The following is a 13,543-nucleotide window of genomic DNA, read 5'->3' on the forward strand; positions in this document are numbered from 1 at the left end:
ACTTCAGATTATGTATTGTGAGTACTGAAATTGCACGTCCTACATCTGTATCCTGGAAACAGGTTCTCAGATAAAGTGGTACTAAAGCTGCCTGCCAGTCATGACAATGTACTACATCATGAGTCCAATTCAGATAATTAAGGGCAGCAAGGGCAGCTTTTGCAAAATAACAGAATTTCGGAATGTCATCTATGAGATTCGTATATGGATTTCCCCAGGAGAAGAACTCATCATTATCTATAAAATCATAGACAACCCCATCCTCCTGATATTCCATAATTCCCACATAATACTGCTTTCCATCAGAGCAGAGATTCATATCAAAGGAACCCCTGTATTCCATCTTTTCCTGAAATTTCTGAGGAATACATTTGTATCTTGGAATAATGACCTTAACATCAATGTTCAATTTTGCCAGACTCTTTGGCAGGGCAGACATTACATCTCCCAATCCACCGGTCTTAACAAATGGATAACATTCTGATCCAATGAAGGCTACACTTCTTCGCGGTCCCAGATCAGGCTGTTTCGTTGGAATGTTCTGTTCATTCTGTTCAACAGATGGCTCCTGAATAATTGCGGTTTGCTTAACAGAAACATTCTCTGCTGTTGGAACAATAGTCTTAACAGCCTTTTGAGGACTGTTTTTTGCACTGCTTTTTACACTGCTTTTTACGCTGTTTCTTGCATTGCTCTTTGTATTACTTTTTGCATTGCCTTTGGTACTGCTTTTTTGAACTGTTTTTTTCTCATATCATTGATCTCCCTTTTGCATTTTACAAAGTCCGAAATTTATTACGCCTTAACTAAAATGTCTTCCGGTAAGTTCCTGATAAACATTCATTTTACAGATATTTATCATTTCCTGTTAATCTCAATTATAACACAAAATGCGCAAAGTAACTATTATTATGTGAAATGCTTCCATTATTATGTAAAATGCTTCCATCACTTAATTCTTACCTGAGTGATACAAGCAAATCCCACCCACTGCTTATTGCTCTTCGCAACCTCCGCAGGGGAATTACTTGACTCGGTTAAATTCTGCGAATCAGTGTTCCATTTACGCCAAGTATATCTCCATCAAACTCCCGGGCAAAAAGCACTTCCCCACTTCCTTTTACCTTTACCTTCTCATTCGATGCGTTTATCAAAACTTCCATTTTATTTCCTTCTTCATCTAATTTGATATACTCTACGCACCTGTTATTTTCATAGGTATCCGGGAAATGGAAATGTGGGCTTCTGCATGTTTTTTCATTTCTTCTAAGCATGATCAGTTTACGCATTGTTGCTATCTTTTCCTGATTCTCTTCACTGTGAATCTCGCTCCATGGCATACATCTTCTGCAGTCCGGATCATGGGCACCTTCCATTGCAATCTCCGTTCCATAGTAAATACAGGGACTTCCCGGGAGAGTAAAGAGAATTGCAAGCTGCTGATAGAACTTATCCAGATCATGAAAACGGTTCATAAGACGTTCCGTATCGTGTGAATCCAACAAGTTAAAAAGCACATCATTATTCTGCTGCATATACATGGTATAGCAACGGTTTACCATATATTCGAATTCCTCTTTTTTCATCGTTTTATCAAGGAAAAAGTCATGGATTCCACTGAGCAGCGGATAATTCATGACTGAATCATATTCATCTCCCTGCAGCCACTGGCTTGCATCGTGCCAGATTTCTCCCAACAGATAAATGTCCGGTTTTATCGTTTTTAAATGTTCTCGCATCCGCTTTAAGAACCGATGTGATACTTCATTTCCTACATCAAAACGGATTCCGTCTATATCAAATTTTTGAATCCATTCCTCGCAGACCTTACAAAAATACTCAATTACTTCTTCATTATTCGTATTTAATTTTGGCATCGTATCTGCAAATGCGAAAGAGTAAAAGCGCCTGTCTCTGGTGTCTGCCCTTTTTCCGATCTCTTCCCAGTCTTCTATCATAAACCAGTCCGCATAACGGGAATCTTTCCCATGCTCCAGTACGTCCATCCACGGCGCAAATTTTCTTCCGCAGTGATTAAATACTGCGTCAACCATAATACTGATTCCTTTTTCGTGCGCTTCCCTACAAAGTGCTTTCATCATTTCTTCATTGCCGAAAGCCGGATCAATCTTTGTATAATCTGTAGTATCATATTTGTGGTTAGATTCTGCTTCCATGATTGGATTCAGATAAATTCCGGTAATTCCCAGCTCCTGAAGATACTGTAGTTTCTGACGGATTCCCTCCAGATTTCCTCCGAATTTTTCCTGATTTGTCACTGTTCCGTGATTTCTCCACGGTGTGATATCATTTCCATTCTTTTCCGGTGTCCCATTGCAGAACCTGTCCGGAAAAATCTGATACCAGATAGTATCATTTACCCATGCAGGTGTGCGGTTTATATCTGCAGGATTCATCCATGGTACAATAAAACACTGCTGCATACGGCCATCCATCTGAAGCTGTTCTTCTGTCAGGAAACCGTCTTCAAAATAATACCAGACTTCCTCTTCTGTTCTCAGCTCAAAATAATATTTACATCTTTTATATGCAGGAAGAAGCGTTGTTGTCCACCAGATTTGATAAGGCAGACGTTTTTTATAAATAATTTCCTCTCTTTTTCCTGTCCATTTTTCATTTCCACCCAGAATCCCGGCCTCATAAGGATCTCCGTAATGGATAAACACCTGTTTTACATCATACCCGGTCTTAATATTTACGATCAGTCTGTCCTCATCCAGAGGATAACTCATCTGCTCTGATGTTTTATGATATACACCGGTAAATTCCATCTTATTATTCCTCCAATTTTTCATAAACACGCAGGATTTCCCCTACACTCCATGCCTGTGCAAAACATCCTTTTGAAGAAACCGGAATCTCTCCATCATAAATTTCAGGGAGCTGGCCAATACATCCTTCACGCATTGCACTTTCCAACACTTCCAACTGCTTTGCCACAATCTCTTTTGCTTCTCTTGAATCTTTATTTACTTTTAGATAGGCGAGATAATATCCACCCATCGGAAAAGTCCAGACGGTTCCCTGATGATAAGCAAGATCTCTTTTTATCATCTCTCCACCATAACTTGCATGAAACTCCTCGTCTTTTGGATCTAATGTCCGAAGTCCATAAGGCGTATACAGCTTTTCAAATACCGTATCTACAATCTGTCTTTCTTTCTCTTCGTCCAGCATAGTAAACGGCATAGACACCGCCCATATCTGATTACAGCGAATTTGTGTATCTGCCTTTGTTTCTGAGATTACATCCTTCAGGCAGTGTTTTTCCTCCATCCAGAATTCTCGTGCAAAAGATTCTTTCACTTTCTGTGCGAGTTCTCCATATTTCTGCTCTTCTTTTTTCTTCAAAACTTCAGAAAACTTTTGCATGATACAAAGTGCATTATACCAGTAAGCATTGATCTCCACCGGTTTCCCATGTCTTGGTGTCGGTAGGATTTCTCCCACACGTACATCCATCCATGTCACCTGATCCAGCCCCGCTCCGGCACTGATAAGACCATCTTCTTCCATATGGATATTGAAATTTGTTCCTCTCTCATAACCGGAAATAATTCTTTGCATTACCGGATACATTTCCTCTACAAATTTGATGTCCTGAGTTTTTTCATAATATAACCACACACAGTTGATAAATAATAGTGCTGCATCTACAGTATTATAAAGTGGCTCATTCTCCCCCTCTGGAAACAGATTTGGCATCAATCCATCCTTTTCATAAAATGCAAAGGTCCGCAAAATTGATTTTGCACTTTCAAATCTTCCTGTGGAGATGCAGATTCCCGGAAGTGCAATCATTGTATCTCTTCCCCAATCCTCAAAAAAAGGAAAACCGGCAAGAATGGTCAATCCATCCGTGGACTCTCTGTTCGAAAGGAACTTGTCTGCACTACATACCAGTGTCTGTGCCAGTTTATTTTTCAAACCTGAAGTCTTTATAAGCTTCTCTTGGTGATGGATCTGTTCTTCTTTCATTTTATCAAATAATTTTTTTGCATCCATACCAATCTGACTTTCCAGCGAATAAATTACTGTCAAATCTGTCTCTTTTCCTGGCTTTACCCGCTTTTTAATCTGATACACTGCGCTTGCGGTTCCATTTTCTCGTCTTCCATCACATTCATCGTAGCGATAAAAATACGTTTCTTTCTTTTCCTGAAATTCTTCTGCCTCCCCATTTGTTTCAAAGAAAAGATTATACTTTCCATCGGTAATCTTTTGCTCTTGTCTTGAAAATATCTTATCTTCTTTCAAATCTTCCCCTTTAGGTTCAAATTGAAAAAACGGAGTTACACAGAGAACGGCCTCTTTCTGACCTCGGTTTTTCAGATGATAATTCACTGCAATCTGATTGCTGCCCTGTGCCATCGCAATCTCTTTTTCTATCTCTATTCCACTTGTCAGATAACGCCACAAAGGAAGAATTCCAAAAGAAAACTCTGTAAGATAACGGTATCCTTCTTCTTTTGTTCCATCCGCAAATTCCTGAGTTGAAAGAACATACTTTGTTTCCCCAATACCCAGTTCTTCTTTTATACGGTGAACCATATTCACTCTGTGATTTGGAGCTTTCGTACATGCCATAAATACCGAATGATCATTTCTTGCCACAGCTCCGGTCATCGTAAGCGAAGAAAAACCTCCCAGACCATTAGTTAAAAGATAGCAGTTTTCAAGTCCTCTCTCCAACGTTTTCCAATCCTGTCTGCCATAGATCCACTTCATGCACTACTCCTCCTTAATCATTATTTACGTCCAAGTATCAATACGCTCTGCGGTGCGGCTTCTATCTGTCTGTCCGCACAGATTCCTTTTTCCCAGCACCAGCTGTCATCTGCAGCGCTTAAGATTTCCCAGCCATCATTCAAGAATTTTACTTTATAATTACTTTTTCTTGCATTATAAATTATCTTTACTTGACTCCATCTTGCTTTTTTATCATTGAGCACAGTAAATCCTACTACGCCTTTTTCTTTCCACATATCTGTAATTCGTTTATAACTATCTTTTGATTTGTCACAAAGTCCAGAGAGCTGTTTTCGAAGTGCAATCAGCCCCTGATAATAACGAACCAGTTCCTTGTTTTCCCATGCCTTTTCCCAGTCGAGACGATTCAGGGAAATCGGTGCCTTAAAGGTATTATCCTGTCCATCTTTTGTACGGGCAAATTCTTCTCCTGATAGGAAAAACAGCGTTCCCTGACAGGTCATATAGATTGCTGCTGCCATTTTATTCAGCCTCATGCATTCTTCCTCCGGGACTGTCTCTTTTAATTTATCCCACAGGGTATGATTGTCATGTGCTGATACATAGGTAACAATCTGTGAAGGTGCTTTGACATTCTCAAATCCTTCTGCATGATAAGGATTTGTACACCATGCAGCCACACTTGCAAGCATTTCGTCTTCTTTTCCTTCCGCTCCATTTATAAATCCGGCTTCCTTTGCCCGGAGTGCAGAGCCTTTGATTCCATCTCGGGTGCTGTCACAGAACGCTCCGATATTTTCATCCAGAAGCCCAATACTTTCTTTTGTTGCCAGTTTTTTACCGCCTTCTACAGCTGTCTGTTCTGCTGCCCAAGGTTCTCCGTAAATAATCTTCTTTCCTTTTCCGTATCGCTGATCCAGTTCACTTCGGATCCGGTTCATCAGGTCTACATCCAGAAGTCCCATCAGGTCAAAACGGAATCCATCAATATGATATTCCTCTGTCCAGTAAAGCACTGATTCCAGAATATATTTCGCACACATCTCTCTTTCGCTTGCAACATCATTTCCACATGCGGAACCATCAGAGATCTTCCCATCCGGAAATACCCGGTAAAAATACCAAGGTACAGTTCTCTGAAACCAGGAGTCCAGCGAATAAGTATGATTGTAGACAACATCCATGATTACACCAAAACCAGCTTCATGAATTGCCTGGATCATTTCTTTCATTTCCCGAATTCTAACTTCACCATGTCTGGCATCTGTCGCATAGGAGCCCTCCGGCACATTGTAATTGACTGGATCGTATCCCCAATTGAACTCTGTATCTTCCCCTGCTTCATTTACAGAACCATAGTCATACATCGGCATGATCTGAATGTGTGTCACCCCGAGTTCTTTTAAATAATCCAGACCGGTCGGATGAATCCCATCCTCATTCAAAGTCGTATGTCTGCACGTAAATGCTTTGTATTTCCCACGATATTCTTCCGGAAAACCACCCGCCTTATCCCATGAAAATTCTTTTACGTGAAGTTCATATACGATTCTCTCCGGTCCTTCTTCTGGTGTCTGATCTTTTTCCCATCCTTTTGGATTGGTCTTTTTCAGATTCACTGCCATGCTGCGCAATCCGTTAATTCCGCATGCCTTTGCATATGGATCTGCCGAGCGGACTTCTTCGCCATTGCGTGTAATCAGATAATCATAATAAACGCCGTGAAGTTCTTTTTTGCTCTCCCAACTCCACACACCCTTTTCTTCTTTTTTCATCGGAATCTGCTCGTATGCATTTCCTCCATCTCCTGTCTGATACAGGTTTAAATTAATGCATTCCGCCTGTGGTGACCACAGGCGGAATGTCGTTCCTTCTTCTGTACATTCTACGCCAAGATTATTTTCCTCATAAATATAATTTTCAAGAAACTCTTTTGTAGAATAATATTTTTTTAATTCTATTCTATCCTTCATCATCTTTCTTATCCTTTCACTGCCCCTGATACTCCATCTACATAGTATCTCTGCATGAACAAGAACAGAATCGCAATCGGAATTGAAATCAGAACTGCCCCAGCCGCAAAACTGGTATACCAACTGTCAATATATTCTTTTTCCAACATTTTCCAAAGTCCAATTGCAATCGTATACTGGTCTGAGTTTGCTCTGCAGATTACCTTTGCAAAAATGAAATCGAGCCACGGAGCCATGAAAGATGTCAGCACTGTATATACAATGATCGGCTTACTAAGTGGCAGTGTGATCTTGCTGAAAATCTGCCATCTGGTACATCCATCCAAAAGTGCAGCTTCATCAATTGCAACCGGAATTGTATCAAAGAATCCTTTTGCAATCTGGAAACCCAGTCCTGCACCACCGGAATAACATAAGATCAGAGCCAGTTTAATCAGGTTTCCTTCTGTAAGTCCCATCGCCTTTAAAATAAAGTACACAGCGATCATGGACATAAATCCCGGGAACAATCCCAGAATCATTGCCATGTTCATATATGGTTTTCTCATTTTAAATTTCAGTCTGGACAAACAGTAGGAAACTGCCAGCACATAAAATGCTGATAAAATGCAGGAACAAATTGCAATAAACAATGTGTTCATAAACATCTGCGGGAAATTTAAAATGGATGTATCAGTAAATAGTTTTATATAATTGTCAAGCGTAAATGCTTTCGGGAAGAAGGTTGATACGTAAGAGCCTTTTTCCGCACGGAAGCTCGTCAGAATTACCCATGCAATTGGAAAAAGCCAGATAATTGCCAACACCGCAAGAACAATATGTACGATCGTATTGTTGATCATTTTCTTCTTTTTTGCAGATTGTAATTTCTTTCCTGCCATGATTAAAATCCTCCTTCTTCTTTATAGGATTTACTGTTACGGTATGTAAGAAGACAACCGATTGCCAGAATGATAAAGGTCATAATTCCGATTACCGCACCAATGTTATAGTACTGTTTATCAATTGTCAGTTTGTAAAGCCATGTAACCAGAAGGTCTGTCTTACCTGCAGTTGAAGAAAGGTTTGTTACCGGATCTCCTCCTGAAAGAAGATAAATGACATTGAAGTTATTGACATTTCCCGTAAAGGTTACGATCAGATACGGTGTTGTCACATACAACATATATGGCAGCGTGATCTTTGTAAATGTCTGGAATGCATTTGCTCCATCCACTTTTGCGGCTTCATAAAGTTCTTCCGGGATGTTCTGAAGTACACCTGTCAGCTGAAGCAGTGTATACGGTACTCCTACCCAGACATTGATGATGATAACAGTCACTCTCGCCCATGTCGGATCTGTAAAAAACGGAAGGCTTGCATCACTTGCGATCAATCCAATATTTCTGAGAAGTACGTTGACCGCTCCTTCCGGCTGCAACATGGTACGCATGATCAAAAGAGATACAAACATCGGCACTGCACAGGAAAGAACAAAACAAAATCTCCAGAATCCTTTTGCTCTTGTTCCCTTTCTGTTGATCAGAAGGGAAAGGATCATTCCAAAAATATAATTGCTGAAAGTTGCAAAAAACGCCCAGATGATCGTCCATCCCAGAACAGACCAGAAGGTACTTCCAAGAATACTTTCGGAATCAAACAACGTCTTGAAATTATCAAGTCCCACCCAGTCAAACAGCATCAGATGGTTGCCGATACGGCTGTAATTGGTAAATGCCATACAGATCATGAACACCAACGGAAGTACAGTAAATACAAAGATGAATGCCGTTGGTGGCGTCATAAACAAGCGATACAGATTCTCATGCAGAAAGGATTTCAGATCTTCTGCAAATGTATTTACATGCATTCCCGCTTTCTGAATACATTCTGCTTTATATGCACTTCTTAAGGTTCCTCTCCATACAAGGATCATAAGAATTGTCAACAGGATTGTCGCCACACCATAAAGTAAAATCAGGACGGACTGATCCCCTTTTGTGTAAATATAGATTTGCTTCGCTTCATCCCATACTTCTTGCTGCTGCACAGTTCCAAGTGTCCGTAGACCACCGATAAACCCAATTCCATTTACTGCCATAAAGACGATGTAGGCAATTTCAACTGCCAGATACAAAAGTCCTTTGATAATCTGACCATGTACAATGTTTCCAAATCCCATCAGAATCATGGAAAGCTTCGTCTCTACTCCACCTTTTTTCACTGCATTTTTGCAGGTATATGGCGTTGGAAATTCATTGATTTTCTTCTTAAACATACTCATTCCGCTCACCCCTTAATTAATTCCATTGCTGTTCATTGCTTCATTCATTGCTTCTGTCTGTTCTTCGGCATTTTCGTGTGTCACACTCTTGTTGCGAATTCCTTTTCCCATATTCTCGACCGGTGTCCAGCAATTACTCATGGATGCCACAAACGGCTGGAGTATCGATGTATTATTAAAGGTATCATTCTGTGCCTGAACAAGAGGATCGGATGCAATATCCTTTTCTTTCAGAAGTTCTGTATTACATGGAATCACGGTTCTCATCTCGTAGTGTGCTCTCTGTGCATCACTTCCACCCAGATAAACAGCAAGCGCAACTGCCTGTTCCATGTATTCACTGTGCGAGTTAACTCCGATTGCTTTTGAACCGGCATAAGCAAGCATCTGCTTCTCTTCTCCGTTAATTGTATAAGTAGGAAGAGATGTAACTCCCATATTGTCTCCGAGCACTTCTTTGATCGCATTTGCATCCCATGATCCGGTAAACATTGCCTTTACGCTGCCATCACGAAGTCCTGCAAGTGCTGATCCATCTGCATCAATTTTAAAATTTGGATTGACTGCCAGATCAATTGCATAATTGGTTGCATCCACTGCCTTTTCTCCTGCAAAATCAACTCCTTTTGACTCGTCTGTTCCATCTCCAAACAAGGTGCATCCATTTCCCAAGTAGAATGCCGGAAGATACCACGAATTAATAAGAGGGAAGGATACAGTTCCTTTTTCCAGCATTGTATCCAGATTTTTCACATCTTCTTCTGAAAATACAGACTTGTCATAAAACATATACCAGGTATTGGTTGTAAACGGAACCCCGTAAAGCTCTCCATCAACCTTTAGCGAATCTAAAAGTTCCTCTGAGTTGGTTGATTCAATCTCTTCTTTATATTTTCCACCAAATTTTGCTACTGCATCCGCATCTGTAAGCGATGTAATCCTGTCATTTGCATACATAAATACATCTGCGCTTGCTTCCGGATCCTGTGCCACCTGATCTGCTGCTGTTGCTTCATCAGCTACTCCATAGACAAATGTGATATCCCATTCCGGATGCTCTTTTGCAAAAGTATTGCACATTGTCTGAAGCCATTCGCCACTGTCTTTTGACTGATCTTCTGATGGAGACCATACCATCAGTCTGATTTTTTCTGACCTTTTATCCGATGTACTGCTCCCACATCCGGTTAGTCCTGCTGCCACCAACGTTACAGTCATGATTCCTGTTAGAAATGTTGCTAACCCTCTTTTCATCATCTTTCTTCCTTTCATTTTCTGTTTCGTATTGTTTCGTTAAACTTAATATACGTCTTTTTTATTTTCTCGTCAATTAATTTCCTTCTCACCTTTTATTTTCGTTACATTTGTATAATTTATTATATTTATTTTTGTGCATTATTCTTTGTATCTATATCTATCGAAACTTAACTAAATTTTTATTCTCCATATAGTCCATTGCTTTTTATCATGTTATTCTATATAATAAAAGAAGAATTATTTTCCTACACTATGAAAGGATTGTAAATTATGACTACCATCCAGGATATTGCTGATAAAATGGAGATTTCCAAGAGTACGGTGTCCAAAGCACTCAATGATGCACCTGACATCAGCGAAACTTTACGGAAACAGGTTTTGGAAACTGCCGTAGCCCTCGGTTATACGAAGTTGCGTCGTTATAAGAAACCGGTGAAAAAAGTCTGCATTATAATAGAAAAAGAAAATATGCTGTATGAAGAACCTCATCATTTTGCCTATGATATCCTGATCGGCTTCCGCCAGGCGGCTGAACCGGCCGGATTTGAGGTTGAGATCGTACCTGTTGATATCCAGGCACAAAGAATCCAGCAATATGATGTTTTTATGCTGGAGCATGATTATGTAGGAGCCTTTGCAATCGGATTTTCCCTGAACGACCCCTGGATTCAGGACTTTAAGACCAGCCACACACCTGCCGTACTTTTCGATAACTGTATTATCGGAAATCCTTTTACCGCTTATGTAGGTATCGATAATGATGAAGGAATGGAGCTTGCTGTCTCCTATCTTGCCGGACTTGGACACCGGAACATTGCCTATCTCAGCGGTTCTCTGGGATCTCAGATTCTCCAGATACGTCATGCTGCCTTTCTTCATGCTATGCATCAGCATGGACTGAAGACTTCTCCTGCCACTACCGGCTGCTCTTATTATCTGTCAGAATGTATGGAAAAACACTTGCCCCGTTTTCTGGAAAACGGAACAACAGCCATCATCTGCAGCCAGGATACTCTTGCAAATGCAGCCCTTATCCAATGCCAGCAGCTGGGATACCAGGTTCCTGATGATGTCAGTATTATCGGATTTGATGATCTGCCGATTGCCGCTTATACATCACCTCCGCTGACTACGATCAGACAGGACCGGACTGAACTTGGGAAAAGTGGCTTCTTTGCGTTATCAAGTCTACTTAATGGCGTTTCAATCAGTACATTTTTGTTACATGCACAGCTGATTGAACGGAAATCCACAGGGAAAGCTCCTGTAATATAATGATTTACAGGTACATCACACAGAAAAAGGGATCTTTCACTCAGTAATTTGAATGAAATGATCCCTTTTTTTCATGTAAATCATATCTGGTTTTTTCTGATTTTCTTTAAAAATACATATCCCACAAAACATGAAATTATTTCAGTGATCGGAAATGCCCACCAGATCAGCGAAACTCCAATCTACACCCTGCATGTCTTTGCTCTGCTATAGGTTTCTGTTATCTGTAATTATAACTGATTTCTTTTCATTTGATAATTCACTTTTCGGCACCAAAAATCGTATTATTCATATAGCACTTCTTTTTGATATCTACATTGCATAAAAATTTTGTTTTTGCAGTTCATTCCAGATACCCGCCATTCATTCCCTGAAAAGAAAATAAATACTATTTGATGTTATACTTATTAAGTCAAAACTTACAAATAAAGGAAGGAGTTTCCACATATGAAAAGAAAAATCGCATATTTTTGTTTTGCAACATGTCTTTTAACAGCAGGTATTTTCGCTTCACTTGGCAATCCGGCCTCTGCAAAGGCAGAAGAACAGGATTCCACACAGGAAGAAACCAGTTCAGAAACAGGTGACAGTGCACAGTTAAAAACACTTTTAGAAGGTTCCGAATTTACTGTACAGCAGGGAAGTTTTTATGAACTTGATACAGTCAAATCCGCTTCCGAAGGAAAACTTATGAGTTGCTTTGGAAATAATGCAGGATCTTCCTACATGGTATTTAATCTTCCGGAAGCACCGGATCAGGAAGTTCCAAATCCGACATTTCCTCCTGACAACTGGCAATATAAACTTTGCCAGGATGAAGCACTTGTACTTGTTACGCCTCTTCCACCAGAAAGTGTTTATTATTCCTTTATCAATTACATCATGTTTACTGAACAGAAAGAAGGAAAAGATTATACGAATGAATCAGGATTTTTCAGTGCCGGAGATGAAACCACAGGTCTTTATCATCCAATCTTCGGTTCTATAGGAGAACCGGTTAATATGCTGAATATTAAGCACAGTGGTGACAGCGAATTTGGCAGCTCAGCGGTTATGGTGATCAGCGCGAACCAGACAGTAACAAATCAGGTTACTGAACAGCTTAAAGCCTCTGGATTTGATGAGAATATGATCAATGTGATGCCAATCCCGGCAGAAACCTATCATATGGGACTGGAAAAAGGTGCTGATACTTTCTGCTTCCTGGGTCGTATTTCCCAGCCATCTGACGCAGATGCTTATGACGAATATATTTCCACTCTTGCTGATAAATCTGTTGTTTACCGTGTAACTCCAAATACAGAAACAGAGGCAGCACCATATGAAAATGCAACGGTGACACCTCGTGGAACCGGAAAACATGAAACAGAAGTTATGGATAAGCCTGCTGAGCATCTGGAGAATATTCGTGAAGCAATTATTGCAAAGTATGCCGATGAATATACATATGAAGAACTTTCAACAGAAATTGCTGTTCCGGAAGGACTTACTGCATATTATAATGATACTAATTCACAGGGTGACAACCGTGATGCAATGTACGTTATGACACGTGATTTTACCCTGGATTCTGATGATGACTTTATTGTTGTTTATGGTGCAAATCATACTCAGACAGGAAAAGCGAGATATTCAAATGCAGTACTTTATGGGCGTCCGATGTTAAATGGTGTATGCAGTATTTATGATTCTCTGTATACAGGAAGTGCTGCTGAATATCTGGAAGAAAACTGTGAAAATCCTGATCAGTATTATGTTTATAAAATGGCGCGTACGAAAATGGATGATTATACTTCTGTGATTGAGTATTCAACCGGAAATGAAAAAGGAAAATATTATGGCGTGGACAACGGAAATACTTTATTACTTGCATTCCGTGCTTACCTTGATGAAACCAATGTAGGTGCTTCTTACTACGAGGTTATCTATGACCGTGCAATTGTTTTCCATAAGAAATAAAGATTGAAAAATAAACATTAAAAAATAAAGAAAGATACCGGTTTTGCAAATGAGGTTTTGCTGATAATCCAGCGGGATATATCAT

Annotated in this window: 9 protein-coding genes; 2 read left to right on the forward strand and 7 right to left on the reverse strand. The window is 40.0% G+C overall.

The window, feature by feature from the left end:
• From KQI87_RS06890 to KQI87_RS06920, 7 genes are all read right to left on the reverse strand, one after another.
• Positions 1 to 619, reverse strand: a 619-nt coding sequence (locus KQI87_RS06890; RefSeq protein WP_216459546.1) for a glycogen/starch synthase, incomplete at its 3' end; no start/stop codon positions are given.
• Between the two features lie 418 nt (positions 620 to 1,037).
• Positions 1,038 to 2,792 carry a glycoside hydrolase family 13 protein gene (locus KQI87_RS06895; RefSeq protein WP_216459532.1) on the reverse strand — a complete coding sequence of 585 codons (1,755 nt, stop codon included), beginning with the start codon at positions 2,790 to 2,792 and terminating at the stop codon, positions 1,038 to 1,040.
• A gap of 4 nt (positions 2,793 to 2,796) precedes the next feature.
• Complete coding sequence (locus KQI87_RS06900; RefSeq protein WP_216459533.1) at positions 2,797 to 4,749, reverse strand: amylo-alpha-1,6-glucosidase; 1,953 nt, start codon at positions 4,747 to 4,749, stop codon at positions 2,797 to 2,799.
• Positions 4,750 to 4,769: 20 nt separating this feature from the next.
• Positions 4,770 to 6,704, reverse strand: a complete 1,935-nt coding sequence (gene pulA, locus KQI87_RS06905; protein ID WP_216459547.1) for a type I pullulanase — start codon at positions 6,702 to 6,704, stop codon at positions 4,770 to 4,772.
• A gap of 8 nt (positions 6,705 to 6,712) precedes the next feature.
• Positions 6,713 to 7,585 (reverse strand): sugar ABC transporter permease, encoded by an 873-nt coding sequence (locus tag KQI87_RS06910; protein ID WP_117557902.1) that lies wholly within the window; start codon positions 7,583 to 7,585, stop codon positions 6,713 to 6,715.
• Between the two features lie 2 nt (positions 7,586 to 7,587).
• Positions 7,588 to 8,967: a carbohydrate ABC transporter permease gene (locus tag KQI87_RS06915; protein WP_216459534.1), complete on the reverse strand. Its 1,380-nt coding sequence runs from the start codon at positions 8,965 to 8,967 to the stop codon at positions 7,588 to 7,590.
• Between the two features lie 12 nt (positions 8,968 to 8,979).
• Positions 8,980 to 10,224, reverse strand: coding sequence for an extracellular solute-binding protein (locus KQI87_RS06920; protein WP_216459535.1), 1,245 nt, complete (start codon positions 10,222 to 10,224; stop codon positions 8,980 to 8,982).
• 270 nt (positions 10,225 to 10,494) lie between these two features.
• On the opposite strand from KQI87_RS06920, the gene KQI87_RS06925 reads away from it, so the two are divergent.
• Entirely contained in the window at positions 10,495 to 11,499 is a 1,005-nt protein-coding gene (locus KQI87_RS06925) for a LacI family DNA-binding transcriptional regulator (RefSeq protein WP_216459536.1), read from the forward strand.
• 447 nt (positions 11,500 to 11,946) lie between these two features.
• Positions 11,947 to 13,458, forward strand: a complete 1,512-nt coding sequence (locus tag KQI87_RS06930; RefSeq protein WP_216459537.1) for a hypothetical protein — start codon at positions 11,947 to 11,949, stop codon at positions 13,456 to 13,458.
• Positions 13,459 to 13,543: the final 85 nt, after the last annotated feature.

Source organism: Blautia sp. MSJ-9, assembly GCF_018919065.1.
In the GTDB taxonomy this organism is placed as follows: domain Bacteria; phylum Bacillota; class Clostridia; order Lachnospirales; family Lachnospiraceae; genus Blautia_A.